The sequence below is a fragment of the Halomonas sp. V046 genome (genome assembly GCF_052645355.1).
Map to the genome: position 1 here is coordinate 137,389 of NZ_JBQXYF010000002.1, position 26,552 is coordinate 163,940.

Annotated in this window: 25 protein-coding genes; 14 read left to right on the forward strand and 11 right to left on the reverse strand. The window is 65.4% G+C overall.

Going from position 1 to position 26,552, the window contains the following annotated elements:
* The first annotated feature begins 28 nt into the window (after positions 1-28).
* The 9 genes from ACUN9Y_RS03035 to ruvX all read left to right on the forward strand — a co-directional run bounded on the left by ACUN9Y_RS03035 (position 29) and on the right by ruvX (position 7,152).
* On the forward strand, positions 29-634 hold the full coding sequence (locus ACUN9Y_RS03035) for a TRAP transporter small permease (RefSeq protein WP_445459202.1): 606 nt from the start codon (positions 29-31) through the stop codon (positions 632-634).
* Positions 631-1,914 (forward strand): TRAP transporter large permease subunit, encoded by a 1,284-nt coding sequence (locus tag ACUN9Y_RS03040; protein ID WP_445459203.1) that lies wholly within the window; start codon positions 631-633, stop codon positions 1,912-1,914. The genes ACUN9Y_RS03035 and ACUN9Y_RS03040 overlap by 4 nt, the downstream gene beginning before the upstream one ends.
* Positions 1,915-1,965: 51 nt before the next feature.
* On the forward strand, positions 1,966-2,901 hold the full coding sequence (locus ACUN9Y_RS03045) for an amidohydrolase family protein (RefSeq protein WP_445459204.1): 936 nt from the start codon (positions 1,966-1,968) through the stop codon (positions 2,899-2,901).
* Between the two features lie 215 nt (positions 2,902-3,116).
* On the forward strand, positions 3,117-3,440 hold the full coding sequence (locus tag ACUN9Y_RS03050) for a hypothetical protein (RefSeq protein WP_445459205.1): 324 nt from the start codon (positions 3,117-3,119) through the stop codon (positions 3,438-3,440).
* Between the two features lie 31 nt (positions 3,441-3,471).
* Positions 3,472-3,972, forward strand: a complete 501-nt coding sequence (locus ACUN9Y_RS03055) for a GNAT family N-acetyltransferase (protein ID WP_445459206.1) — start codon at positions 3,472-3,474, stop codon at positions 3,970-3,972.
* A 195-nt stretch (positions 3,973-4,167) separates the two neighbouring features.
* Positions 4,168-4,938 carry a CvfB family protein gene (locus ACUN9Y_RS03060; RefSeq protein ID WP_445459207.1) on the forward strand — a complete coding sequence of 257 codons (771 nt, stop codon included), beginning with the start codon at positions 4,168-4,170 and terminating at the stop codon, positions 4,936-4,938.
* 69 nt (positions 4,939-5,007) lie between these two features.
* Positions 5,008-5,970: a glutathione synthase gene (gene gshB, locus ACUN9Y_RS03065; RefSeq protein WP_445459208.1), complete on the forward strand. Its 963-nt coding sequence runs from the start codon at positions 5,008-5,010 to the stop codon at positions 5,968-5,970.
* 169 nt (positions 5,971-6,139) lie between these two features.
* Positions 6,140-6,697 carry a YqgE/AlgH family protein gene (locus tag ACUN9Y_RS03070; RefSeq protein WP_445459209.1) on the forward strand — a complete coding sequence of 186 codons (558 nt, stop codon included), beginning with the start codon at positions 6,140-6,142 and terminating at the stop codon, positions 6,695-6,697.
* Positions 6,697-7,152, forward strand: coding sequence for a Holliday junction resolvase RuvX (ruvX, locus tag ACUN9Y_RS03075; protein ID WP_445459210.1), 456 nt, complete (start codon positions 6,697-6,699; stop codon positions 7,150-7,152). The genes ACUN9Y_RS03070 and ruvX overlap by 1 nt, the downstream gene beginning before the upstream one ends.
* 109 nt (positions 7,153-7,261) lie before the next feature.
* Here the strand turns inward: ruvX and pyrB are convergent, their stop codons facing one another.
* Positions 7,262-8,290, reverse strand: a complete 1,029-nt coding sequence (gene pyrB / locus ACUN9Y_RS03080) for an aspartate carbamoyltransferase (RefSeq protein WP_445459211.1) — start codon at positions 8,288-8,290, stop codon at positions 7,262-7,264.
* Between the two features lie 228 nt (positions 8,291-8,518).
* Positions 8,519-9,964 carry an aminotransferase-like domain-containing protein gene (locus ACUN9Y_RS03085; protein ID WP_445459212.1) on the reverse strand — a complete coding sequence of 482 codons (1,446 nt, stop codon included), beginning with the start codon at positions 9,962-9,964 and terminating at the stop codon, positions 8,519-8,521.
* Positions 9,965-10,127: 163 nt separating this feature from the next.
* On the opposite strand from ACUN9Y_RS03085, the gene ACUN9Y_RS03090 reads away from it, so the two are divergent.
* From ACUN9Y_RS03090 to ACUN9Y_RS03100, 3 genes are all read left to right on the forward strand, one after another.
* Complete coding sequence (locus ACUN9Y_RS03090; protein ID WP_445459213.1) at positions 10,128-10,307, forward strand: DUF1127 domain-containing protein; 180 nt, start codon at positions 10,128-10,130, stop codon at positions 10,305-10,307.
* A 184-nt stretch (positions 10,308-10,491) separates the two neighbouring features.
* Complete coding sequence (locus ACUN9Y_RS03095) at positions 10,492-11,394, forward strand: PhzF family phenazine biosynthesis protein (protein ID WP_445459214.1); 903 nt, start codon at positions 10,492-10,494, stop codon at positions 11,392-11,394.
* Between the two features lie 75 nt (positions 11,395-11,469).
* Positions 11,470-11,874 carry a hypothetical protein gene (locus ACUN9Y_RS03100; protein ID WP_445459215.1) on the forward strand — a complete coding sequence of 135 codons (405 nt, stop codon included), beginning with the start codon at positions 11,470-11,472 and terminating at the stop codon, positions 11,872-11,874.
* Between the two features lie 132 nt (positions 11,875-12,006).
* Here ACUN9Y_RS03100 and ACUN9Y_RS03105 read toward each other — a convergent pair whose 3' ends face one another.
* Together ACUN9Y_RS03105 and ACUN9Y_RS03110 are read right to left on the reverse strand one after the other, a co-directional pair.
* Positions 12,007-12,945 (reverse strand): MBL fold metallo-hydrolase, encoded by a 939-nt coding sequence (locus tag ACUN9Y_RS03105; protein WP_445459216.1) that lies wholly within the window; start codon positions 12,943-12,945, stop codon positions 12,007-12,009.
* A 597-nt stretch (positions 12,946-13,542) separates the two neighbouring features.
* On the reverse strand, positions 13,543-14,319 hold the full coding sequence (locus ACUN9Y_RS03110; RefSeq protein WP_445459217.1) for a helix-turn-helix transcriptional regulator: 777 nt from the start codon (positions 14,317-14,319) through the stop codon (positions 13,543-13,545).
* A 201-nt stretch (positions 14,320-14,520) separates the two neighbouring features.
* Here ACUN9Y_RS03110 and ACUN9Y_RS03115 point away from each other — a divergent pair, with 201 nt between their 5' ends.
* Together ACUN9Y_RS03115 and ACUN9Y_RS03120 are read left to right on the forward strand one after the other, a co-directional pair.
* Positions 14,521-16,581, forward strand: a complete 2,061-nt coding sequence (locus tag ACUN9Y_RS03115; protein WP_445459218.1) for an FAD-dependent monooxygenase — start codon at positions 14,521-14,523, stop codon at positions 16,579-16,581.
* Between the two features lie 271 nt (positions 16,582-16,852).
* Positions 16,853-18,340 carry a DUF1254 domain-containing protein gene (locus ACUN9Y_RS03120; protein ID WP_445459219.1) on the forward strand — a complete coding sequence of 496 codons (1,488 nt, stop codon included), beginning with the start codon at positions 16,853-16,855 and terminating at the stop codon, positions 18,338-18,340.
* 241 nt (positions 18,341-18,581) lie between these two features.
* Here ACUN9Y_RS03120 and ACUN9Y_RS03125 read toward each other — a convergent pair whose 3' ends face one another.
* The 7 genes from ACUN9Y_RS03125 to ACUN9Y_RS03155 form a co-directional block, all read right to left on the reverse strand.
* On the reverse strand, positions 18,582-19,568 hold the full coding sequence (locus ACUN9Y_RS03125) for an Rpn family recombination-promoting nuclease/putative transposase (protein WP_445459220.1): 987 nt from the start codon (positions 19,566-19,568) through the stop codon (positions 18,582-18,584).
* 225 nt (positions 19,569-19,793) lie between these two features.
* Complete coding sequence (locus ACUN9Y_RS03130) at positions 19,794-21,008, reverse strand: multidrug effflux MFS transporter (protein ID WP_445459221.1); 1,215 nt, start codon at positions 21,006-21,008, stop codon at positions 19,794-19,796.
* A 301-nt stretch (positions 21,009-21,309) separates the two neighbouring features.
* Positions 21,310-21,945 carry a maleylacetoacetate isomerase gene (gene maiA / locus ACUN9Y_RS03135; protein ID WP_445459222.1) on the reverse strand — a complete coding sequence of 212 codons (636 nt, stop codon included), beginning with the start codon at positions 21,943-21,945 and terminating at the stop codon, positions 21,310-21,312.
* Between the two features lie 169 nt (positions 21,946-22,114).
* Positions 22,115-23,140, reverse strand: coding sequence for a fumarylacetoacetate hydrolase family protein (locus tag ACUN9Y_RS03140; protein ID WP_445459223.1), 1,026 nt, complete (start codon positions 23,138-23,140; stop codon positions 22,115-22,117).
* A 74-nt stretch (positions 23,141-23,214) separates the two neighbouring features.
* Entirely contained in the window at positions 23,215-24,522 is a 1,308-nt protein-coding gene (gene hmgA / locus ACUN9Y_RS03145; RefSeq protein WP_445459224.1) for a homogentisate 1,2-dioxygenase, read from the reverse strand.
* 16 nt (positions 24,523-24,538) lie between these two features.
* Positions 24,539-24,754 carry a DUF2783 domain-containing protein gene (locus ACUN9Y_RS03150; RefSeq protein WP_445459225.1) on the reverse strand — a complete coding sequence of 72 codons (216 nt, stop codon included), beginning with the start codon at positions 24,752-24,754 and terminating at the stop codon, positions 24,539-24,541.
* A complete protein-coding gene (locus ACUN9Y_RS03155) occupies positions 24,741-26,516 on the reverse strand; it encodes an FAD-dependent oxidoreductase (RefSeq protein WP_445459226.1) in 1,776 nt (591 codons plus the stop codon). The genes ACUN9Y_RS03150 and ACUN9Y_RS03155 overlap by 14 nt, the downstream gene beginning before the upstream one ends.
* Between the last annotated feature and the right edge of the window lie 36 nt (positions 26,517-26,552).

Consider the following 26,552-nt stretch of genomic DNA (forward strand, 5'->3'; position numbering starts at 1 on the left):
CCGCGGTGAGCGAGAGAGGATTCTTGCCATGCCCCATTCGCCTCAACGGCCAACGACCGAGGCCATCGATGCCTCGAAGACGGCGCAAACACAGGCCTCCACGGTACCGACTTCGGAGGCGCCAGACTGGGTTCCGACGACGCTCGACCGCGTGGCCCTGGTGCTGGAGACGTTGCTCAATGCGCTGATGGTCGTGGCTCTGGTGGCCATGAACGCGCTGGTGTTTACCAATGTGGTGCTGCGCTATGGCTTCAACAGCGGTATCTCGGTCAGCGTGGAGTTGTCTCGCTTCCTGTTTGTCTGGGTGACATTTCTTGGTGCCGTGGTGTGTCTGCTGCGCCATGAGCACCTAAGCGTCACTACCTTCACCGATCGTATGCCGGCGCCGGTGCAGGCTCTGATCGGCCGCCTGGTCACGCTGACCATGCTGGGGTGTTGCCTGATGCTGCTCAAGGGTAGCTACGCCCAGACGGTTCTGAACTGGCAAAACCTGTCGCCGATCAGCGGTATTCCGGTGGGAGTCTTCTACCTGGCGGGTCTGGTGGCCGGTGTGCTGATGTCGCTGGTGCTGGTGCTGCGGCTAGTGTCGCCACGGGCGCTGACGGTCACTCCGACAGTGGAGGTGCTGCCATGACGATTGGTCTGTTTCTGGCGTCGTTGCTGGCGTCCATCGGCCTGAGCCTGCCGATCGCTTTCGCCCTGTTGGTCAGCGCCGTGGTGCTGATGCTGCACCTGGACCTGTTCGACTCTCAGATCCTGGCCCAGAACCTGGTCAACGGCGCAGACAGCTATACCTTGCTGGCCATTCCGTTCTTCCTGGTGGCGGGCGAGGTGATGTCCCGTGGCGGACTGTCCAAGCGTATCGTGGTGCTGGCCATGAGCATGGTCGGGCATCGCAAGGGAGGGCTTGGCTTCGTCGCCATCTTCGCCGCCATCGTCATGGCCAGCCTGTCGGGCTCGGCGGTGGCCGATACCGCGGCGCTTGCCAGCATGCTGCTGCCGATGATGCGAGAGGCCGGCTATCCGCTAGGGCGCTCGTCGGGGCTGATGGCAGCCGGTGGCATCATTGCGCCGATCATTCCGCCCTCGATTCCGCTGATCATCATCGGCGTGGCTGGGAGTATCTCGATCACCAAGCTGTTTCTCGCGGGGATCGTGCCGGGCTTGATCATGGGCGTGACGCTGGTGGTGATGTGGCTATTCATGACGCGTAAGGAAGACCTGGTAGTTGCCAAGAAGGCCACGAGCGGCGAGCGTCTTAAGGCCCTGCGCCAGAGCTTCTGGGCGATCATGTTGCCGGTGATCATCATCGGCGGTATCAAGACCGGTATCTTCACGCCCACCGAGGCCGGCGTGGTCGCCGCCGTCTACGCCATTATCGTCTCTACCCTGGTCTATCGTGAACTTAGCCTGGCGCAGCTTTATCAGGTGTTGGTCCAGGCGGCACGCAGCACCGCGGTGGTGATGTTCCTGATCGCCGCGGCAACGGTGGCGTCTTGGCTGATCAGCATCGCCCAACTGCCGCTGATGGTGGCCGATCTGCTGGCGCCGCTGGCCGATGATCCGCGCTTGCTGATGCTGGCGATCATGGCGGTGGTGCTGGTCGTCGGCATGGTGATGGATCTGACGCCGACCATTCTGGTGTTGACCCCTATCCTGATGCCTATCGTCAAGATGGCAGGGATCGACCCTGTCTATTTCGGCATCATGTTTGTGCTCAACTGCGCCATCGGGCTGATCACGCCGCCGGTGGGCAACGTGCTCAACGTCATCACCAGTGTCGGCCAGCTCAAGTTCGAAAAGGCGGTAGCGGGTGTCATGCCCTTCGCCTTGGCCTACGTGGTGATCCTGCTGCTGTTCGTGGCCTTCCCCCAGATCATCACCGCACCGCTGTACTGGATGGTGGGCTCCTGACCCCTGGCCCCCACGCGGGGGCCCGCACCGACTGCTATTGCGAGGCAACCGATGGAACAACCACAAGCGCTGATCGACTGTCACCACCACCTCTGGGCGCTGGATGGCAGCGTGCACTACCCCTGGCTCGAGGACGAGATCCTTGAGGACTTCTTTCTCGGCGACTACTCGGCTTTTCGGCGCCCGTTTCTGGCGACCGACCTCAAGGCCCTGGTGCCAGCAGGCTATCGGCTGGCGGGCAGTGTGCACTGCGAAGCCGAAGCGGCGCGCGCGGCGCCAGAAGTCGAGTCCGACTGGTTGACGGCCCACTCGGCGGCCCACGGGCTGCCGACGGCGCTGGTCGGCTGGGCCGCTTTCGGCACCCCCGACTGTGAGGCCCAACTGGAACGTCAGATGCGCTCGGCACTGTTTCGCGGCGTACGGGCCAAGCCGCGTACCGTACGACACGCCCAGCAATGTGCTGACCTTCATGGCCAGCCCGGCACGCTGCAGGACCCCACCTGGACCCGAGGCCTGCATCTGCTGGCCGAGCGCGAGCTATCCTGGGACCTGCGCGTGCCCGCCTGGCATCTGGAAGACGCTGCCGAGGCCCTGGAGGCGGTACCCGGGCTCGACGTCATCCTCAACCACACGGGGCTGCCCTGGGACCGCAGCGCGGCCGGGTTGGCGCTGTGGCGCCGGGGCATGTGTCGACTGGCTGAAAATCCCAGGGTGGTCGTCAAGCTGTCGGAGCTAGGTAGCCCCATGGCGGCCTGGGACAGGGCGCAGAACATCGAGGTGCTGAGCGAGGCGATCGGCATCTTCGACCCGTCGCGCTGTCTGTTCGCCAGCAACTTCCCGGTGACAGGGCTCAACGCCAGCTACGGCGAATGGCTATGCATGGTGGAAGAGGCCATCGCGGACGCCGCACCCCAAGCCCGCCAGGCGATCCTGCATGACAATGCGGCGCGCTGCTATCGCTTGCCGGTAGACGGCATTGGTGCTTGACGCTCGGGTCCAGCGGCCGCTCATACAGGGTCACGATAGCGTCCACTGGCACGCCTCGGCGTTGTCGAGGCCCGGGTCGACAAGATCGCAGCCAGCGGTGATGAGCTGCCCATTCGTGCCGTACAGGAAGGACGGCTTGGGAAAAACCGGCGCCACGCCATTGGCCTGCTAAGCTCGAAGAGGCACCTTCGCCTCTTGATGCAAGGAATCTGACCATGGCGCGACGCCGCACGGCCAACTTCGGAACTCCGGTTGGCTATTGGATGATGGGGATGAACCTGACGCGGATGATGGTCGAGACGCAGATGGTCATCGCGATGCGTTTGATGGGCATGCAAGGCGCCTGGTCCGTTGCCCCCAACGAGAACGTGCGCATGGTCAGCGAGAAGATGACCGCCTTCGCCCAGTCGATGATGGCCACCCAGCGCGCTGTGATAAGCGGCAAAAGCCCGGATCAGGTGCTCGGTGCGGCCATGCGTCCGCTGAGTCGCAAGACGGCGTCGAACCATCGACGATTGGGCCGTGCGGGGCCTAAGTAGCCTGACTCGACGGTCTGACGGAGGTGACCCGGTGACAGTACGGATCCGACACGAGATGCCGGGCGATGAACCGGCGATCTCGGACGTCACGACGGCGGCGTTCGCAGCGGTGCCCTACAGCGACGGAGCCGAGGCTTCGATCATTGCCGGCTTGCGTGCGGACGGCGATCTCGCCGTGTCTCTGGTCGCCACGGAGGGCTCTCAGATCGTCGGCCACATCGCGTTTTCGCCGGTCACGGTCGGCCAGGAGAAGGACAGCTGGTATGGGCTGGGGCCGGTTGCCGTGAGTCCCGAGCGGCAGCGTCGAGGGGTTGGCCGTCTGTTGATCGAGGCAGGAATCGCGCGGCTCGAATCCCTGGCGGCGAAAGGGTGCGTGTTGGTCGGAGACCCAGCGTTTTACCACCGGTTCGGCTTCGTCGGTGATGGCCGGCTGCGCTATGGGGACCTGCCTCCGGCCTACGTTCAATGGCTCGCCTTCGGCGCCGAGCCTGAGGGTGGCGAAGTGACGTTTCGTCCGGCCTTTGGCGCCTAGCGCCTGATGGTGGCCAGGGGGCTACCACGGTGCTGCCATGGCCTTTGGGGCTGAGCGCTCAGAGGCGCTGCGATGCACTCGGCTGCAGCCTGGCTGACGTCGGACGAGGGTGGCTCGGGTGGCGTGTTCACCAAGGCGGTTTCTTCCCCCGCCCGGCGGCGCCATAATGGGCGCCTTTCCTACCGGGAGCCGACCATGTCCGATACTCGCCGCCGCAGTGGCCCGCCGCCCTCCCGTGATCGCCGAGGCCCTCAGGGCGCCGACCGGCGTTCGGCCAGTCCGCGCCGCCACGCGTCACCCGTGGCCAATGTCGGTGACGTGGCCGATCTGACCGTGGTCACGGTCAATGACACCGGGGCCTTTCTCGACTGGGGACACCCCCGCGACCTGCTGCTGCCCTATGGCGAACAGCGCCTGCGTCCCGTCGAGGGGCGTCGGGTGCTGGTCATGATCACCGAGGATCGTGAAGGCCGGCCGGTGGCCTCTCAGCGCCTGGAGCGGTTTCTCGCCGACACCAGCGACGAGCATCGCGCCGGCGATGAAGTGGCCCTGGTGATCAGCGAGACCACGGATCTTGGCATCAAGGCGGTGGTCGACAGTCGCTGCTGGGGGCTGTTGTACCACGATGACCTGAGCCGCCCGCTGCGCCGTGGCCAGCGCCTGACGGGCTATGTGAAGCGGGTACGTGAGGACGGCCGCCTCGACCTGTCATTGTTGCCGCCAGGCGAGGCCAAGCTCGATGTCGTTGGCGAGCAGGTGCTCAAGGCGCTGCGCGAGTCCGGCGGCTACCTGGGGCTGTCCGACAAGAGCCCGGCACCCGAGATCAAGGCGCGGCTCAAGGTCAGCAAAAACGCCTTCAAGCAGGCCATTGGCCGGCTCTACAAGCGCCGCCTGATCGTCATCGAAGAGGCCGGTATCCGTCTGGCGCCGCGTGAGGGGGCTGCCCAAACCGGCGGCGCCGACTAGTGGCCTTGGTGGCCCGGGTTGCCCTCGGGCATACTGGCGTCATCATTTGACACTGCGGACGACGCCTCGATGAGCAATCGCCCCCTCCGGGTCGGCGTGGTGATGGACCCCATCGCCGAGCTGGCCTACAAGAAGGACACCAGTCTTGCCATGCTGTGGTCGGCCCAGGATCGCGGCTGGCAGCTTTCCTACATGGAGCAGGAAGACCTGTTCCTGCGCGATGGCAAGGCCTACGCCCGCCAGCGCGCGTTGACCGTCCACCGCGATCCAGACCACTGGTTCGATCTGGGCGACAGCGAGGCTCGCCCGCTCGCCGAGCTCGATGTGATCCTGATGCGCAAGGACCCGCCGGTGGATGGCCACTTCCTCAATGCCGTGCACCTGTTGGGCTTCGCCGAGCGGGAGGGCGTGCTGGTGGTCAATCCGACCCGGGCGCTGTTCGAGTGCAATGAAAAACTCTTCGCCCAGCAGTTCCCGCAGTGCTGCGCCCCGACGCTGGTGTCCTGCCGGGACGCCGAGATTCGCGCCTTCCAGGTCGAGCACGGCGATATCATCCTCAAGCCGCTGGATGGCATGGGCGGCAGCGGCATCTTTCATGTCGGGCCCGAGGGCCGCAATCTCGGCGCGGTCATCGAGACCCTGACCGAACGCGGCCAGCGCCAGATCATGGTTCAGCGCTATCTGCCGGAGATCAAGGACGGCGATACCCGCATCCTGCTGGTCGATGGCGAGCCGGTGCCCTTTGGTCTGGCGCGGATCCCTTCCGCCGGCGAGACACGCGGCAATCTGGCCGCCGGTGGGCGCGGCGTCAGCCGTGAATTGACCGACCGCGACTATTGGCTGGTCGAGCAGGTCAAGCCGATGGTGAAGGACAAGGGCCTGATGTTCGTCGGCCTCGATGTTATCGGTGACTACATCACCGAGATCAACGTCACGAGCCCCACCTGCGTGCGCGAGATCGACGACCAGCGCGGCACCGACATCGCCGGACAGTTGATGGACGCCGTCGAGCGTCGGCTCGCCGGCCGCTGAGGACCAGCGCCCTCGGTGTTACACTAGCGTCATCCCGCCGGGGGCGGCGTCGGGGTTGTCTCGAGGTGTTCAGGAGACGCCCTGGCGCCGCCCTGGCGATGGCCTCACGGCCGTACCGCCCGTGTCCGGTAACGAATCATCTTGGCGTTTGCTACCGCCCAGGAGTCCCATGGAAAGTTTGAAGAACCATTTCTTGATGGCGATGCCGCACCTCGAGGATCCGAACTTCGCCGGGTCCTTGAGCTATCTGTGTGACCATGACGACAACGGCACCATGGGTGTCATCGTCAACAAGCCCACCGAGTTGACGCTCGATGCGTTGTTCGAACAGCTCGAACTCGAGGCCATCGACGGGCCCAATCGCAACGCACCGGTGTACTACGGCGGTCCGGTGCACAAGGATCGCGGATTTATCCTGCATCGCGGCGACGCCGAGGTGTGGGATTCGAGCATCCAGGTGACCGACGATATTGCCCTGACCACCTCCATGGATGTGCTGCAGGCCCTCGCTGCCGGCAATGGTCCGGACGAGTTCCTGGTGTGCCTCGGCTGTGCCGGCTGGGAGTCGGGTCAGCTCGAAAGCGAGCTGCTCGACAACGCCTGGCTGACCGTCGAAGGACGCTCCAACGTGCTGTTCGACGTCCCCCCGGAGCAGCGCCTGTCGGCCAGTGCCGGCATTCTCGGGGTCGACCTGAACCTGATGACCCGCGAGGCCGGACACGGCTGATGGCAGCGACGAAGACAGCGCCGGGCTCGCGGTTAATCCTGGCCTTTGATTTTGGCACCAAACGCATCGGCGTCTCGGTGGGCAATGAACTGCTGGCCAGCGCTCGCGAACTCGAGCCGTTGGCCGCCCGGGACGGCATTCCCGACTGGCGAGTGATCTCGGCGCTGGTCGAGGAGTGGCGCCCGGACCTGTTCGTGGTCGGCCTGCCGCTAAACATGGACGGCAGCGAGAGCGAGATGAGCACCCGGGCGCGCAAGTTCGGCAACCGCCTGTTCGGTCGTTACGGGGTCGTCTGCGAGATGTTCGATGAGCGCGGCACCACCCGCGAGGCCAAGACCATCGCCCGGGACCAGGGCCATGCCGGCAACTACCGCCAGCAGAGCGTCGATGGTATCGCCGCGGTGCTGATTCTCGAAGGCTGGTTCGCCCAGCGCGAGGGCCTGCCCTCGCGTTAGCCCGCTCGTCGCTTCAGCGCCGCTACCTCCCGTATAACCACAGCGCCCGGCACCGAGGTTTTTTCGGTACCGGGCGCTGTCGTGTTGCGGGAGACGGATGCCGCGAGTCTTAGAACACCGCGTCGTCCACGCCGACCTTCGCAGGCACGAACCAGGGCACGTCGCGCAGGTCCTTGGCGATCAGGTCCTCGACCTTGAGCAGGGTGGCGAAGATCGCCATGCGCACCGGGATGCCGTTGTCGGTCTGGCGGAAGATGGCGAGTCGCGGATCACCGTTCAAGTCCACGTCCAGGTCGTTGGCCTCGGGGCGGCTGTCTCGGGGCAGCGGGTGCATGATGATGGTCGAAGGGTTGCAGCGGCTGTCCATGAAGGCGCGATGGACGGTGAAGTCTCGCGACAGGTTGAAGCCCTCGCTCATTTCCGCGGTGAAGCGTTCCTTTTGAATCCGGGTGGTGTAGACCACGTCGACGTCGGAGAAGTCGCCGGCGAGGCTTTCACGTACCTGGACGTCGAGTCCCTGGCGGCTGACGCGTTCGATCAGGTGGGCCGGCATCTCGAGCCCGGGGGGCGCCACCAGGGTGACGCGCATCGGGGCGTAGAGCGACAGCAGCTTGATCAACGAGTGCACGGTGCGGCCAAACTTCAGATCACCGGTCATCAGCACATGGGCGCCATTGAGGGACTTGCCCTGGCGGGTGAACTCCTTGTCGATGGTATAGAAGTCCAGCAGCGCCTGGCTCGGGTGCTCCCCGGGGCCGTCGCCGGCGTTGATCACCGGCACCTGGGTGGCGCTGGCGAACTCCGCCACCGAGCCCTGGTCGGGGTGGCGCATGACGATGGCGTCGCAGTAGCCGGCCATGACCCGGCTGGTGTCGTAGATCGACTCGCCCTTGGCCATGGAGGAAAAGGTGAAGCCGGTGGTGTCGCAGACGCTGCCGCCGAGTCGCGAGAAGGCGGTGTGGAAGCTGACCCGGGTACGGGTGCTGGCCTCGAAGAACAGATTGCCGAGCACCGCGCCTTCCAGCACCCGCGTGATCTTGCGCCGCTGGGCGATGGGCTCCATCTGCGCGGCGACGCGCATCAGGTGGTCGATGTCATCGCGGGACAGGGAGTCGATGGAGAGCAGGTGGGACATCACGGCGGCCTCGGCAATGAATACGGGCGAAGATTGGCGCGCCAGCGAGCGCGCGGGTTCGGGCGCTAGTGTAACGCTGCGGCACATCGGGATCAGCCCGAAAATGCTCGCTCGCCTGTGGCCAGTTGTCCTGGCGGGCGGTGTCACGGCGCTGCCACGGCGTTGTCACGGCGCTGCCACGGCGTTGTCACGGCGCTGCCACGGCGTTGTCACGGCGCTGCCGAGGGCTCTTCAAGCGGGCGTCGACGCCCGTGGTTCGCGGCGTTGAAGCTGCTCGCCGGCGAGCCGGCCGATGGTGCGTACCGCCGTTTCGATGCTATCGCTCATCGGGCTTGAAAAGTTGAGCCGCAGGCAATGGCCGTACTTGCCGCTCGCCGAGAACAGCGGACCGGGGGCGACGCCGAGGCCATGCTCCTGCAGGTGCGCGTTGAGCGCCAGGCTGTCGAACGCCTCGGGCAATTCTACCCACAGCATGAAGCCGCCGCGGGGGTCGCTGACCCGGGTGCCGGGGGGAAACGCCTGCTGCACCCAGCACCGCATGTGCCCGGCCTGGCGACGATACTGGCGACGCATGGCCGCCAGGTGGCGGGCATGGTGGCCGCGGACGATGAACTCGGCCACCGCGGCCTGGGCCAGGGTGGCGCTGCAGCCGGTCGACACGTACTTCTCGTGCAGCGCGCGGTCGCGATAGCGTCCCGGCGCCAGCCACCCCAGACGCAGGCCCGGCAACAGGGTCTTCGAGAAGCTGCTGCAGGTCAGCACTCGTCCGTCGCTGTCCTCGCTCGCCAGCAGTCTCGGTCGCGGGGCGTCGTAGGCCAGGTCGCCGTAGACGTCGTCTTCGATGATTGCCACGTCATGGCGCCGGGCCAGGGCCAGCAAGGCCCGCTTGCGCTCCTCGGGCATGCTGTAGCCGAGGGGGTTGTTGCAGGTGGGCGTGATCAGAATGGCCTTCACCGGCCAGCGCTCCAGCGCCAGCTCCAGTGCCTCCAGGCTGATGCCTCGCTGGGCGTCGGTGGGAATCTCCAGCGCCTGGAGTCCGCGGGCCTCCAGCATCTGCATGGCGCCGTAGAAGGCCGGAGAGTCCACCGCGATGACATCGCCGGGCTGACACAGGATGCGCAATGCGATGGCCAGCGCCTCCTGGGCGCCGGTGGTGACGATCACGTCGTCGGCCTGGCGCAGGGCGCCGCCCTGGCTCATCAGGTGAGTGATCTGCTGGCGCAGGGCGGGGTCCCCCGCCAGGCGGTCATAGCCAAAGGTGGCCGACGCCGAGTCGCGCTGGTGAGTGGCCAGCAGGCGCCTGAGCGGGCGCAGGGTCGGGGCGCGCAGGTCCGGCATGCCGTGGGCGATGACATGGTGTGAGGCGCCGCCGACGACCAGCGACTGCACCTGCTCCCAGCGTGAGACCCGAACCGGTCGCTGCTCGGGGCGAGAGACCCGCGGCGCTGGCGCGGCGGCTCTGGCCTCGGCGACAAAGTAGCCGGAACGAGGCCGCGCTTCGATCAGGCCATCGGCCTCCAGCGCCGCGAAGCTCGCCTGGGCAGTGGTCATGCTAACGCCTTGCTCACGACACCACTGGCGCACCGAGGGCAGGCGGTCGCCGGGGCGGTAGACGCCCTGGGCGATGCGCGCGGCGAGTAGGTCCTTCAGCCGTTCGTAGCGTTTTTCCCGGGTCATGGTGGGGCTTCCGATGTGGGAGGAACAGTTGGCTCGCCGTGGTAGCGGTACAGAGAGCCATGGCTTGCCACTGTACCGCATAAAATCTCGGTTTCTGAATCTGTATCGTATTTGTGCTTGGCGCGATGCTGGTCTCCTCGCTCAATCCTGTGAGGAGTTCGTCATGCCACGCCTTCTTCGTCGTATTGCTGCCCGAGCACTCCGCGCCTGTCGTCGCCGGCGTCGCTATCGCTGCGACTGGCATCACCTCGCCGAAATGGATGATCATTTGCTCAAGGATATCGGCTTGCACCGGCAGCAGTTGCGCCACGGCTGGCGCAGCTTGCGCCGTCGCGACGACTAGCCGTGCGCCCGACGCTTTGCTGAAAACACCTCGCGGGGTGCCGGTGATGGCGTCGGGTTGGCCTGTGCCTCTATGCTGAAAGTCGTTGCCGATGGCTGTGACGCGCAAGAAGCTGTCCGGTGCTTTCTTGCCCGGTCCTTCCCTCGGCGTTATCTGTGTGTCGTATCTTTGACTCGGAGTCACCATGCTGCCCTCGCTCAAGCGCTACTACCTGCTGGACGTGTTTACCGCTACGCCCTTGGCTGGCAACCAGCTGGCGGTATTTCTCGACGCCGATGGCATGGAGACCGAACGCATGCAGGCCCTGGCCTGTGAGTTGAACCTGGCCGAGACCGTGTTCGTCGGGCGGGCCCAAGGCGAGCATCGCTTTTCGATGCGGATTTTTACCCGCGAGCGTGAGCTGCCCTTCGCCGGTCATCCGACCGTGGGCGCGGCCCAGCTATTGGCGGCTCAGGGACTGGTTGACGCCAGTCAGATCAGCGCCGAGAAACCGCTGATCCTGCAGGTGCCCGCCGGGGCGCTGGCGGTCACCTTCGAAGGGCCTCTGGCCCGCTTTCGTGCCGCGCAGCCCGTCGAGGTCGGGGCGAGTTCCCTGGGGCATGCCGCCGCCGCGGGACTTGCCGGGCTTGAACTTGACGAGATCGCCAGTGATCCGGTGCAGGCCTCCTGTGGCCTGGCGTTTCACCTGGTGCCCCTGGCCTCGCGCCAGGCGCTCGCCCGCCTGACGCTGGACAGCGCCGAGTGGGCCCGGCACGTCTCGCCCAGCGGCATCGAACAGGCCTACTTCTATGTTCAGGACGGCGGCACCATCGAGGCGCGAATGTTCTCGCACCATCGCGGTGCCTTCTGTGAGGATCCGGCCACCGGCAGCGCCGCCGTGGCGCTGGCGGGTTATCTGGGCAGTGAGGCCAAGGCCAATCGCAATGACTGGCGCATTCGCCAGGGTGAGGCGATGGGCCGCCCCAGTGAGATTCACGCCCGGGCCAGCCGCGACGAGAACGGCAAGGTAACGGTGGAAATCGCCGGGCAGGCCGTGCTGGTCGGTGAAGGGGCCTTCTATCCGAATGCTTCCCGGGGCGAGGCCTGATCTGGCACCCTGAGCCTCTTTGACTGGCCTTGCGTCTGAGACGCAGCCACCACCATGGAACCAGGGAGTGACGCCATGAGTCGCCAGATACTGCTCGCCTTCGTTGCCGGTTTTCTCGCCGTGCTGTGCTTTCACCAGCCGGTCGTCGGGCTGCTCAACGCCTATGGGGTCATTCCCTTTGCCCCCTATTCGACCAGCCCGGTGGCTCCGCTGGGCGTGCCGGCCTGGTTCTCGGCGAGCTTCTGGGGCGGCGTCTGGGGACTGGTCATGGTGCTACTGTTCGCCATGCGCCGCATCACCACCGGCGGCTGGTGGAAGGCCGGGCTGTTCGGTGGGCTGGCGCTGACCCTGGTCGCCATGCTGGTGGTTTTTCCGCTCAAGGGGCGAGGCATCGATCCGGCCGTTTTCCCCATCGGCTTCCTGGTCAACGGTGCCTGGGGGATCGGCACCTGGATGTTCGTCCGCGCCTGGCGGCGCTGAGCCGGCCAGCGGCGTGTGGTGGTCGACGCGGTGGGCCAAGGATGCGCCATCGCCTGCCGACGAAGGGGTGGTAGATTCGACGAGCAAGGGCCCCGCGAAGGCGGGGCCCTTGCTTGTGTTGGGCGCGTCGTCTCATTCGAACACGTCGCCGTCCTGGGCCAGTTCCACCGCGCCATCGTAGGCGGCTGAAATCTCCTCCAACAGGGTATCTTCCGATGCGCCCAGCAGCAGCGGGTGAATCATCACCAGGAGCGTTGGGTCGACCTGGTCGGCGATGTCTGCCAATTGGGTCGGCGACGTGTGGGCGCCCAGCATGTACTCCTGCCAGTCTTCGGGCAGTGTCTTGAGCCCCTGTTCGGACATCACCTCATGCAGAAGAATGTCGGCGCCCTGGGCATGCTCGATCAGGTTGTCGCTGAAGCGGGTATCGCCGGAGATGACGATGGTCTTGTCGGGCGCCTCGATGCGATAGCCGAAGGCGTGCCCGGGCCCCCAGCTACCATGGGGCACATCGAAGGCGCTGATGCGCACGTATTCATCCTCGAAAACGAGCCCGGGCTCGGAGCCGAGCTCGGTGACGACACCGGTATAGGGGGCCGCCTTGTCGATCGGCAGGCTGCCCAGGCGGTGCTGGATATCCGGCTGATAGGCCGCCACCACGCCATCGACCACCGTGGCAGTGCCTGCGGGGCCCCAGATCCGGACTGGCACGCTGCGCTCCAGCACCCAGCCGCGCAGCAATAGCTCGGGAACGCCGAGGATATGGTCGGAGTCCAGGTGGGTCAGGAACAGCTTGTCGAGGAAGGTCGGGTACATGAACTCGGGGTAGGAGGGCGAGTCGGGAAACAGCCCGGCCTTGTCACCGGTCTGGAACTGGCTGAGCGTCTCCATGAAACCGGCGCCGGCGTCGAACAGGTAGACCTCGGCCTCGTCGACGATGACCGCCGTGGCGGTGCCGGCGCGGCCGGGAAGAATATTCGGGGTGCCGGTGCCCAGCGTAACCACCCGAGTGGGAGCGGTGAGCGCCTCGGCGGTGATCTTGATCGGTGGCGGTGCTTCGCCCCTGGCCACGGGCGCCTGAGCCGCCTGAGCCGGCGCTGTCGCCAGGGCTGCGGCTATGGCTATGGCAATCGGGGCTATGGCGATGGTAACCGGGGCGATGGCAACCGGGGATATGACGACGGCTAGGGTTTTGGCTCGGGGACTGGTCAGGCTCCCAGGCGTCGCCAAGAGATTAAGGGCCCAGGCCAAGCCAAGTCGGGCAGGGCGCAAGCGGCTGGGGCGAACAAGACGGCGATGAGAGCGGGCCATGGGGCACCTCCTGATGTCGGCGTGTTGTTGTTGATGTTGATGTTGTTGATGTTGTTGATGTTGTCGATGGTGCGATCGGCGGTTGCCTGGCGTGATGTCGTCGGGCAGGGAGCCGATGGCGCCCGGCGCTCCCAGGCTCGCAACGCAAGGAACGCCGCCGCCACAAGCGCCATGACGGTCAGCTTCGAGGCTAACCGCGAGGGGGCACTTGGGCTGCAGCGAAAGGCAGCGAAACGTTGCGGTAAGCGGCATGCGAAGGTTGGCAATGCGCGCTGGGGAGCCCTGCACACGAGATGCCTTGGCGGGCCCAGTTCTGGCCTGATGGTTGGCGGGGCGGGGGCAGGTGAACGGCAGCGGTCAGCCATTGCACAGAGCAACCAGCCCCGCCTTGGTGGAAACCCCCAGTTTGGCATAGGCGCGCTTGCGATAGGTATCGGCGGTGGATGGGGCGATGTCCAGCGCTTGGGCCGCGCCTTTCAGGGTGTGGCCACGCAGCAGGTACAAGCACAGCGTACGCTCGCGCTGCGACAGTGGGCTCAGGGCGCGGGCCTCGCGAGGCCCAGGCGTCAGCGGTGTGGGGCGGGCGAGTCCGTAGTGACGTCGTACCAGCGCGCCCAGGGTCGGCCTGAGTGCCTCCACGGCATCGAGTTCGGCGTCGCTGTAGCGCCCCCGGGCTTCACCCCGGTACAGGTTGAGATAGGCCACGCCATCTTCTATTGGCACCGCCAGCGACACCTTGTCGACCAGCTCCGGAAAGGCGAACAGATGACGTCGGTAGGCTGGCGACATGGCGTCTTCGTGCATCTGCGCGAGGGTCGCACCACCGGCACCGTGCGTGGCCAGCCGTTTGAGGCTCGGGTAGTTGGGGTCCTCGCGGTAGAGCCCCGCGGTGTAGAGCCGGGCCAGTCGCCCGGCCAGACGTGGCTGACGCTCGTTGGCCGCCAGCAGGCAGGTCAGACGGTCATCGCGGTCGAGGGCGAAGATCATGCACTGCTCGATGCCGAACGCCGCGCGCAGCAGCGCCAACAGCGCCGTTTCGAAGTCATCGTCGCCGAGGGCGTCCAGGCAGGTGGCAAGAGGCGCCATCAGGGCCGGCCAATCCAGGCCCCGGGGCCAGTGTCGCGCGTTGTTCACGTCACACTCGTTCCTTCATCGTGGGGCCCGGGCGAGGCGTTGCGAGGAGGCGCCGTCGCTGGAGCGCGGGGCATTGGCTGGCGACCTTCGACCTTGGTCGTCCCGTACAAAGGGGGACAAGCGCCCTCGGGCCGGCATGCCAGGATGGCTCCTCGATACCCTTGATCGTGCCGTTGGCACCTTGTCGCCCAGGAGACAACCATGCGCCCCGCCGGCCGTCGCGAGACCGACTCGTTGTACTTCGACTATCCCCACTATCCCTACGTCACGCCAGCAGAGGCTCGCGGAGAACCGCGCCGACACCGAGTGGCCATCGTCGGTGCCGGGCCGGTAGGCGTCACCGCGGCCCTGGAGCTTGCGCGTCATGGCGTGGCCTCGGTGGTGCTGGACGACAAGGACAGCGTCAACGACGGTTCTCGGGCCATCTGCCTGTCGCGCCACAGCCTCGAGATTCTTCAGCAGCTCGGTGTCGAGGGCTCCTTCGTGGCCAAGGGATTGGGCTGGACGCGGGGACGCACCTACTACCGCGATCGCGAGATCCTGCGCTTTTCCATGCCCCATGATGAGCATGAACGGTTTGCGCCGATGATCAACCTTCAGCAGCAGTACATCGAGCAGTACCTGATCGATGCGGCCACGGCCTCGCCGCTGATCGAGATGCGCTGGCAACAGCCGGTCACATCGGTCGAGCACGACGACCACGGTATCACCCTCGGCGTCGCCACGCCCGAGGGTGGCTACCGACTGCAGGCCGATTACCTGCTCGCCGCCGACGGCGCTCGCAGCGTGGTGCGTCGAGCGCTCGGTCTGAGACTGCATGGCGAGGCCTACGAAGGCCGCTACGTGATCGCCGATATCCGCCTGCGCTCGGACTTCCCTACCGAGCGCCGAGCGCTGTTTCATTGCTCGGGGCTGCCGGACTCCACGGTGCTGGTCCATCGTCAGCCCGATGATATCTGGCGAATTGACTATCAACTGAAGCCGGATGACGACGCCGACACCGCGGTGGATGAAGCCGTTGTCCGCGCGCGGGTCGGGGCCATCGTGGCTTCTCTCGGCGAGGACAGTCCCTGGGAGCTTGAGTGGTGGAGCCTGTACAAGGCACACACCCTGGCCCTCGATGACTATCGCCACGGGCGCATCATGTTCATCGGTGACAGCGCTCACTTGGTGCCGATCTTCGGCGTGCGCGGACTCAACAACGGCCTGGCCGATGCGGTCAACGCCGGCTGGAAGCTGGCCTGGGTGATCGCCGGGCGCGCCACGGACCACCTGCTGGACAGCTACACGCCCGAGCGCCGCGGCGCGACCCTCGATGTGTTCGCTAATGCCGGCAAGAGCACCCGCTTCATGACGCCACCAACCCGCGGGCACCGGCGCCTGCGCGATGCGGCTCTGGCCCTGGCGCTGGACAATGCCTACGTGCGCGATTTTGCCAATCCGCGTCAGGTCACCCCCTATACCTACGCCGAGAGCCCGCTGACCGTGGCCGATGACCCGGGGTTCGCGACGGGCCCCGTCCCCGGAGCGCCACTGATCAATCGGCGCCTGGGCACGAATGCGTATCTGCTCGATCATCTGGGAAGCGGTTTTCAGCTGCTGTGGTTTTCCCCGACACCGGAGCGGGTCGAACGCTTCGCCGACGCCATTGCCGCCATGCTCGAGCATGACCCGGCGCTTGTGGTGTTGGCGGTGGCGTCGTCGGGCGAGTCGGCGGGCGAGTCGTCGGGAGGGCATCAGGGGGGCGCCGGAGCAGACATCGCACGCACTCGCTGGATCGACGATAGCGATGGCAGCCTGCTGCAGGCCTATGGCGCCGCGCCGGGCAGTCTGTATCTGGTGCGTCCGGATCGCCATGTCGTCGCTCGTTGGCGCCAGCCCACCGCCGAGGCGGTGGCCCAGGCATTGGCCACCGCTCTGGGCGAGCCCAAGGGCGACACTGCCCGGGCCAGCGGTCGCCAACCCCTCACTCAGCCCCTCACTCGGCCTCTTACTCGGCCTCTTACTCAGCCCCGCGCCGCGGCTCCAGGCGGCATGGATCAGCCGGCCCCAATAAGCTTGCCCGGTATCGCCTTTGCCGATCTTGAAGTGGTCTACGACCGCCTCGCCGACGCCCTCGATGGCCTTCCCGAGGCCGAAGAAGCGGACTTTCTCACGCGGTTGGCGCTGGCGCTGGCACACCGCGTCGGCGACCGTGAAAGGGTCTGCTCCGCTATCGAAGAAGCGCGTAGCGTATCGGGCCGTTTGCGGCCCGGCGAGTGAGCAGCAGTCGCCGAGCCTGGAGTGGGGGGCGCTGTGGCGGCGTACCGTCTTGCAGGAGTCGGTAATGAAGCAGCAACGGAAGAGTCATCATGGGGTCTTTTATCGTTTCACATAAAGCCACGATGACAACTCCATAGCGCCAATCTTTCGTCTTTGGACTACCTTGATTCGTTGAAGTCTAATTGTGCCGATTTGACGAGCGGCGTGGTGCCCCAACCGCTTGTTGTCGGCCGTTCATCCGGTTTCGATGCTTCACGACAGGGAGAGCACGATGAAACGACAGTATGCCCTTGCCACCAGTTGCGCCATGCTAGCGCTAACGCTGGGATTGCCCGCCAGCGCCGAAGAGGAATCTGCACCGACGTCTCCGCTGGTGGAGAAGATTAATAATGGCAATTGGTTGTCACAGGAAGAAGCCGAATCCCTGCAACAGGAAATGTTTTATCAGCGGGCCGTATACGCGTACATGACCATGTTGCCTGCCTTGAATGTCATTGGCATGCGCGATGGCTCCGAGGCCGCCTTTGGCGAAGGCTACAACGTGCTGCCGGTGTGGAAGGACCGCATGGATAGCCGTGCCTGGGTGCCGACTCCGAATGCCGACGTCATCTATTCGATGAACTATCTGGACCTGAAGGAAACCGGTCCCCTGGTCGTGAAAGCACCGCCCAACGTCATCGGCATGTTCACCGATTTCTTCCAGCGCACCATCACGGATGTGGGCGCGGTTGGGCCGGATCGCGCCCGTGGCGGGCTGTATTTACTCTTGCCTCCGGGGTATGACGGGCATGTGCCCTCGAGCTACTTTGCTGTCGAGTCCTCGACCTATAACGTTTTCCTGTTTTTCCGCACGGTCATGGGACAAGGTGACGGCGAACCTGACCCGGCTCCCGCCGTTGCGACCGCCGAGCAGACTCGGATCTACCCTCTCTGGGCCGAGGAGAAAGAGATTCCTCCCATGGAGTTTCCGAACGCCAGCGGTCAGCGGGTCGACATGATGTATCCCACGGACTTCGCCTATTGGACCAAGCTTAAGGCGTTCGTCGACTACGAGCCCATTGAAGCCATCACCCCCGAGCTGCGCGGCGTCCTGGCCTCGATCGGTATCGTCAAGGACCAGCCCTTCGAGCCCAACGACTGGCAACGGGGTGCCCTGGAGCGCGCGCTGGAGGACGCGCCGAAAATGATCCTCGCCTCGGCCCAGCTCGGCCGTGCGGACGAGCGCAACAAGTACTACGAGGATCGGCAGTGGGAGCGTGCCTGGGCGGGCGGCACCGCGGAATGGATGCAGCAGAGCTACCTCGATATCGGTGCGCGCTCCCGCTTCTTCCAGTATGCCTATTCCTCGGCCCCCGCGATGGTCATGCGCACCACCGGGGCGGGGTCGAAATATCCCTTCACGATCCGCGATGGCGACGGGAATCTCCTCGAGGGTGGCAATACCTACCGGCTGACGCTGCCGCCCGACCCGCCGGCCGCGCTGTTCTGGGCCGTGACCGCCTATAACGTGACCGATGGCACGATGCCGGAAACCGACCAGCTTCTGCCGTCGACCAACGGCTACTATGACATCCCGCAGAACGATGATGGTTCCATCGACATCTGGTTTGGGCCGGAGCAGCCGGAGGGCGTGGATGATGCCGCCTTCATCAAGACGGTGCCAGGGAGAAACTTTGTGGCTTGCCTGCGGCTCTACGGGGCCGAGGATGCCTTCTACGACCAGACCTGGAAGCCAAGCGATTTGACCAAGGTCGAGTAAAGTGGCTGTCAGCCGCTCACGTCGAGGCGAGCTTCGCGCCTGCCGTGCCCCGTATAGCCAAGGAAGGCTGGGACGAGAGGCAGGCCCAAGGCTTGCCGACGGGGATAAGGAGTGAAAGGAGCAAGGAAGAAAAGGATGACAGGATGACAGGGGACGTCGTGCAGAGCTGGGGCACGAAGTGCACGGATAAGCAGGGCTTGTATCGGCCGGGCTTACATCTTCTGGGCTTACATCTTCTGGGCTAGGGCCGACTCTGTAGCTCATCGCGCAGCTGACGGATCTGCTCGACGTCGAGTTCTGCCAGGTCGGCGATCGTCTGATCATCCATGGAGGTTCGCTCGAGCATATTCCGAGCGGTCTCCCGACGGCCTTCTTGACGCCCGGCTTCAATGCCTTCTTGACGCCCGGCTTCAATGCCTTCTTGGCGCCCGGCTTCAATGCCTTCCTGCTTCCACCTGTCCGGCCACTGCTTCGCACGTTCGGATAACATATTGTGCACCTCGTTCAGGTCGTTAAGCGGCTGCCACTCGGCTCCTTCGTTCTCGGGCACCCAGCTAGGCAGCAGTATGCGTCTGACCCAGAGGGCGAAGTGTCGGCGTAGCCGGGTCTGTTCCGGCGCTTGTAACCAGTGTACCAGCAAACCGATCAGGTCAATGGCATCCTGCAGGTTGCGGTGATGCTCCAGCCGGAAGATGGCCGACACCACGTTCTGGGTCTCTATCGACCACTGCTCGCTGGCCACGATGGCGCCCTCGTCCAGCAGCAAGTAGGGGAGGTCAGGTCGGTAGTGCTCCAGGCCCCCCGGTACGGATTGAACCAGGCTAGACACGTTGAGTGCGGCATTCCACCGTCTTTCGCCGTTGTAGAGCACGATTGGCAGCACCGGGGGCAGCTTGTTGTTACTGGTTAGTTTTTTCTGCTTTACCAACTCCTGATACAAAAGCCCCACGTAGGTCATGATGCGAAGCGCCATGAAGGGATCGACTGTGCTCTGGAACTCGATCAGCAGATAGACGTATACCCAGTCGTCGCCAAAGCGCACGCGCCAGATGACATCGCCTTCTCGGTCGCGAAGGTCATCTGTGACGAAGGTGCTGCTGACCTTCTCCAGTGATTCAAGATCCAGGCGATCGATCCACTCTTCCTTGACGAAGCCTGTCAGCAGATCTCGGACGACCCTCGGCTCGCTGAACAGCAGCTTATAGCTGTGATCGTGCTGGTGGTTCATGCCCCCTCCTACCCGTATCGGCTTCCTGTCGCGACGATGGCGAGCGCCTCGGGGGCGTCCTTGAGGGGATGCTCCTGGCAGCGGGTGGTACGTCGAGCAACCGGACTGGCAAGGACAGGCTACGAGCATCGGGTACGGACAGATATCGCGGATCTCTCACAGATGCCGCCTAAGCTTGCATCGGCGGGCGGGGTGAGGTGGGCGGAGTGTCGGGGCGATGCTCTCTCAGGATACGGCGGCGGTACTCCCCCCGCTGGTGCGGGGTTCGACCCTCACGATGAGGCGATAGCAGAGCAGCGCACCGATGCCGGAAAGCCCGATGGCGATGGCCATGCTGTGGGAGGTGCCGTCGTCGAAGTGGCCGACCAGGGCCCCGGCCCCGGCGGCCACGCTCATCTGGATAAAGCCGAACAGCGCCGATGCCGAGCCGGCGCAGTGGGGGTTGGGGGCCAACGCGCCGCCCATGGTCTGGGGCATGATGATGCCGAAGCCGATCATGAACAGCATGTGCGGGATGATCACCGCCCAGACGTGGTAGATCCCGACCAGGGCCAGCAGTGCCATAGCCGCGCCGCCGATGGCCGACAGCAGGGTGGCGATGATTAGCAGTCGGTGGCGCGAGCGACGCCGGCTGAGCTTGGCGCTTAACAGCGAGCCGATGAAGAACCCGAGCACGATCAGGGCGAACAGGTACCCGTACTCATCAGGGCTCACCCCGAGAAAGTCGATCAGCACGAAGGATGATCCTGAAAGAAAGGCGAACAGGCCCGAGAAGGCCACCGCGTTGGTCAGGGTGTAGCCGATGAAGTCGCGCTGGCCGAGTAGCCCGCGGAAGGTGGTGGCGAGCGCCGACGGCTTGATCGACTGACGCCCTTCGACGGGCAGTGATTCCGGCATCAGGGCGATCAGACCGAGCATGGCGGCGGCGTAGATCGCCAGGGTGGTAAAGATGGCATCCCAGCCAAACCACACCAGTAGCCCGGCGCCCAGCACCGGCGCCAGGGCCGGCGCAAGCGCCATGACGCTTGCCATGTAAGAGAGAATACGGCTGGCCTCGAAGGGGCCGTAGATATCGCGCACCGCGGCGCGGCCAAGCACCGGCCCGGCGGCGCCCCCCAGTGCCTGGAAGAAACGCGCCACCAGCAGCGTCTCGATGTTGGGTGCCCAGGCACAAGCCAGGCTCGCCAGCAAGAAGATGCCCATCCCGATGGCCAGTATCGGCTTGCGGCCGAAACGATCGGACAGCGGTCCGCACAGTAGTTGCGCCATGGCGAAGCCGATCAGGTACAGCGACAGCGTCAGCTGGATCTGGTCGGCCCCGGTACCCAGCGCCTCGCGCATGGCAGGCATCGCCGGCAGGTACATGTCGGTGGCCAGCGGGCCGAGGGCGGTCAGGGCCGCCAGCAGGGCCACGGTGGTGCGGGATGTCGGGTTCAGCACGCGTAATTCCTCGTCTCGTGGTGACGTCAGGCCAGCACGGGCAGCCTCGGGGGTGCGGCTTGGTACGCCCCGGTCAAAAAGAGCGCGGCATGGCCGCGCTCTTTTTGCTGTCTGCCTGCTGGTGTCTGTTGTTAGGGAAGCGCTGAATAACTGTCGCGAGCGATGATGGCCGGATATCGGTGGAGCGGAAAAGCCGGAATTTACATGAGGTTAAATGAGAATCCTGAGCACCGCCGGCGGCAGAAATGTCGAGCACAGCAATGTATGCAGCGTTTCCTTAGCGAGCTCATTGTAGCCGAAGTCAGGTTGCGTCGGGCTGAACATCCGGTGCCGCCTTGGCGAAGGCAGGCAGCGCCCGGCAGCGCTCGGTGATGGCGCGAATCCGCGGGTAGGGCACGAGATCGCAGTCGAAACGCTCGGCGTTGAACACCTGGGGAACCAGGCAGACGTCGGCGAGGGTCGGCCTATCGCCGACGCAGAAGTCTGTGCTGAATCCATCGAGCATGGTCTCGAAGGCGTCGAAGCCGACCGTCACCCAGTGGCGGTACCAGGCGAGCTTGGCCGCTTCGTCGAGGCCGAGCTCACCGGTCAGGTGCTTGAGTACCCTGAGGTTATTAAGCGGATGCATGTCGCAGGCGATGAGCTGGGACAGGGCCCGCGCCCGGGCGCGTCCGGCGGCGTCGGCCGGCAGAATGGGAGGGCTCGGATAGCGCTCCTCCAGGTATTCACAGATGGCCAGGGACTGGGTCAGGTCGAGGCCATCGTCGGTGACAAGGGTGGGGACCAGGTGCTGGGGATTACGCTTGGCATAGGCATCGCCGCGCTGCTCTCCCTTGACCAGGTTGACCGTCAGGTGTTCGAGTTCGATGCCCTTGAGATTGGCGACGATACGTACCCGGTAGGCCGCCGATGAGCGAAAATAGCCGTGCAGTTGCATGGTGGGGGTCCAGTCGTCAGGTGATGTCCATCGAGCGGGCGCTGCCCTTGCACAGGGGCGCTTGTGGTCTGCGGGGCAAGGCGATGGCCCCGGCGGCGGGCAGTGGTGCTGGGGCGCCGCCGGGGCGCGTCTGGTGTCAGGCTGATTCGCCGTCCTCGTATCGGGCCTTTTAGCTACCCTTGGGCGAGGCCTTGACCACCTGCTGGTCGATGGCGCCGAAGATGCTGTTGCCGCTCTTGTCGAACATCTCGATGCGCACCCGATCGCCGAAGCGCATGAACGGTGTCTTGCTGTCGCCGTGGAGGATCTTCTCGACCATGCGCACCTCGGCCAGGCAGCTATAGCCGACGCCGCCGTCGGACACCGGCTTGCCGGGGCCGCCGTTGGGGTCCGGGTTTGACACGGTGCCAGAGCCGATCACGGCGCCGGCGCCGAGATAGCGAGTGCGTGCGGCGTGGGCCACCAACTGCGGGAAGGTGAAGATCATGTCCGGGCCGGCCTCGGGCTCGCCGAACTTGTCGCCGTTCAGGTGCACGGTCAGTGGCAGGTGCACGCGGCCTTCCTTCCAGGCCTCACCGAGTTCGTCCGGGGTGACGCAGATCGGCGAGAAGCTCGAGGCCGGCTTGGCCTGGAAGAAGCCGAAGCCCTTGGCCAGCTCGCCAGGAATCAGGCCGCGCAGGCTGACGTCGTTGACCAGCATGACCAGCTTGATGTGGCCCTCGGCCTGCTCGGGGGTCACCGCCATGGGCACATCGTCGGTGATCACCGCGATTTCGCCCTCGAAGTCGATGCCGTGTTCCTCGCTGACGGCCTCGATATCGTCATACGGGCCGATGAAGCTGTCGCCACCGCCCTGGTACATCAACGGGTCGGTCCAGAAGGTCTCGGGCATCTCGGCGTTGCGCGCCTGGCGTACCAGCTGCACGTGGTTCAGGTAGGCCGAACCATCTGCCCAGTGGTAGGTGCGCGGCAGCGGCGAGTGCAGGGTGTCCATGTCGAGGGCGAAGGCGCCTTCGAGGGTGCCGGCGTTGAGGGCCTGGTAGACCTCGTCGAGTTTCGGCGCCAGCGTGTCCCAGGCCTCCACCGCCTGCTGCAGCGTGGTGGCGATCTGGGGCACGCGAATGGCCCGGCTCAGGTCGCGGGAGACAACGACCAGTACACCGTCGCGGCCGCTTTTGTAGGTGGCGAGTTTCATTCGGGTCATCCTTATTGCTGAATCGGTGTGTTCGACGTGATGTCGTGGCGTTTCTGGTGGTGTTGTCGGTGGCGCTAGCGCCGAGTGGGATCGAAGTGTGAGTCCAGCCCCTGCCACACATCGACGTAGTCGCGCTGACGGAAATCGGCGGCAAGTGCCTGTTCGGTCGGCTGAAAGACGTAGCGGCTCTCGAACATGAAGGCCAGCGTCGCACCCTGGTACTGGGGCTTGAGGTCGGCGTTGGAGGCCTTCTCGAAGGTGCTGGCATCGGGCCCGTGGGGCGACATGCAGTTGTGCAGGCTGGCGCCGCCGGGCAGAAAGCCGTCGGCCTTGGCGTCGTATTCGCCGTGGATCAGGCCCATGAACTCGCTCATCAGGTTGCGATGGAAGTAGGGCGGGCGGAAGGTCTTGTCGGCCACCATCCAGCGCGGCGGGAAGATCACGAAGTCGATGTTGGCCATGCCTGCGGTGTCCGAGGGCGAGGTCAGCACGGTGAAGATCGAGGGATCGGGGTGGTCGAAGCTGACGGTATTGATGGTGTTGAAGTGCGCCAGGTCGTACTTGTAGGGCGCATAGTTGCCGTGCCAGGCGACCACGTTCAGCGGCGAGTGGTCGAGCTGGGCGGCCCACAGGCGCCCGGAGAATTTGGCCACCAGCTCGAAGTCCCCGCTGATGTCCTCATAGGCCGCCACCGGGGACAGGAAGTCGCGCGGGTTGGCCAGGCCGTTGGCGCCGATGGGGCCGAGCCCCGGCAGTTCCAGCGGGCTGGCGTAGTTCTCGCAGATGTAACCCCGGGCGGCCTTGCTGCCGTCGGCCAGACGCACCTGGAACTTGATGCCGCGAGGAATCACGGCGATCTCGCCATTGCCGACGGCGAGGTCACCGAACTCGGTGCGCAGGTGCAGGGTGCCGAGCTGGGGCACGAACAGCATCTCGCCGTCGGCGTTGTAGAAGAAGCGCTCGGTCATGTCCTGGTTGAAGGCGTAGACGTGCACGCCGCAGCCGGTCTGGGCGCCGGCATCGCCATTGACGGCGATGGTGGTCAGGCCATCGACGAAGTCGGTGGCGCCGTCTGGCAGCGGCGCCGGGTCCCAGCGCATCTGATTGGGGTCGGCGGCGGGCCTGGCGAGCGGCGCGGTGGCGAAACCGATCTCGTCGAGGGGACGGTAGGCGCTCTGGGCCACCGACGGGCGGATGCGATACAGCCAGGCGCGCAGGTTGTGGCTGCGCGGAGCGGTGAAAGCCGAGCCGGTCACTTGCTCGGCGTAGAGTCCATAGGCGCAGCGCTGGGGCGAATTCTGGCCCTCGGGCAGGGCGCCGGGCAGCGCCTCGCTGGCGAAGTGGTTGCGAAACCCGCACTGGTAGTCGAGCGGTTGGGTCATGGTCGATGTCCTCGGATCAGCAGGAGGGGGACGAGGTGTCGGGTAGACGCCCGGCGATGGCGAGGGCCTCGGCGAGTACCTCGCCATCGCCGATATGGTTGGCCAGCAACAGGATCAGGCGGGCATTGATGCGCTCGCTGTCGCTCTCGCTGACGTCGCGATGCAGGTCGGTGAGGCCGGCATAGAAGCGATCCGGATCGCTGAAATTCGGGGCGAGTTCAAGCGCGGGCACGCGGCACCTCCTGGGCGTTGGCGTCGGCGGACGAGTGGGCGACGCTGCCTCGGACTTCGTTTGACCCCGACGCGTAAGTGGCGGCGAGCTCGTGACCGAGGGCGCGCTTCATGCAGGCCTCGACGCGACCGGTGTCGATCCGACGCCAGCGGGCGCTGATGTGCTGGTCGGGACGGATCAGGTAGCCGACGTCGCGGGCCAGGCCATAGCGCTCGGCGACCAGGCCTTGGCTGTCTTCGATGACGCGCGTGCGGGGCAGGCGCGTCAGGGCCGGTGGGGCTTGCTGGCCGGGGGAGGAGACGATAAGCAGGTCCAGGTCGGCGCAGCGTTCGAGCACGCCGGCGAGCTCATCAAGCGGCTGGCTCTGGCACCCACTGATCATCAGCACGAAGCGGTTTCCGAGCCGGTTGAGCAGCCAGCCAGGCGTGCCCGAGAGGCGGATCGGGGCATCCTTGGCCACTGCCCCCGGGGCTTGCGCCGCCGGCAGGGTCGGGTCGTCATCGCCGTTGAGCGGCGAGTCGTCGTAGCGGCTCGGCAGCGACAGGCGGCCGCTGTTGACCAGGCTGCGGGCGAAGGGGAAGGCTTCGGCCAGCTCAAGCGTGGTGTCACGGAACAGGCGGCTGACGCGGCTCTTGGGGGTGATGAAATCCGTCGAACGAGTCGAGTTCAGGAGGTTCTCGCTGGCGCCGTGCTGGCGCTCGTCGTTGTAGGTCGCGAGCAACGCAAGCGGCGCCTCGCCCTTGATCACCCGGGCGAGCTTCCAGGTCAGGTTCTCGATGCTCTGGATGGCACCATTGGCCCCACGGGCACCGAAGGGCGACACCTGATGGGCGGCATCGCCGATGAACAGCACCCGGCGATGGATGAAGTTGTCCATCTTGCGACAACGGAAGGTGTAGACGCTGGCCCACTCGAGTTCGAACTCCACGTCGTCGCCGAGCATGGCCTGGACCCGCGGGCGAATGTTGTGTTCTTTCTTTTCTTCGTCGGGGTCGGCATCCCAGCCGAGCTGGAAGTCGATGCGCCAGACGTTGTCCGGCTGCTTGTGCAGCAGTACCGACTGGTTGGGATGGAAGGGCGGGTCGAACCAGAACCAGCGCTCGGTGGGAAACTCCGCCTTCATCACCACGTCGGCGATCAGGAAGCGGTCCTGAAACACCTGGCCGCGGCTCTCAAGGCCGAGCATGTCGCGGATACGCGAGTTGGCACCGTCGGCGACCAACAGGTGGTCGCAGCGCAGTTGGTACTCGCCGTCCTCGGTCTCGACGCTGATCAGGGTCGAGTCGTCGAAGCTCTCCACCGCGCTGACCTTGTGCTTCCAGCGTAGGTCGATGTGGTCGTTGAGGTCCCGGGCGCGATCGACCAGGTATTCCTCGAAGTAATACTGCTGCAGGTTGATAAAGGCCGGCACCCGGTGGCCTTGCTCCGGCAGCAGGTTGAACTCGTAGACCTGGCGCTCGTGGAAGAACACCTTGCCGAGCTGCCAGGTGACGCCCTTGTCGAGCATCGGCTGGGCGCAGCCCAGGCGGTCCATGACCTCCAGGGTACGCTTGGCGAAACAGATGGCCCGGGACCCGACGCTGACGGTGTTGTTGTCATCGAGCAGGATGCTGGCCACGCCTTGCTGGGCCAGATCCACCGCCGCCGCCAGGCCGCTGGGCCCGCCGCCGACGATCACCACCGGGCAATGGCGGACGTCGGCAGCGCCGAGCTCCGGTGCACGATGATAGGGATACACGGGATTTTTGTACGTATTGGACATGCAAAAGACTCCCTGTCCGCCGAGGTGCGGCTGACT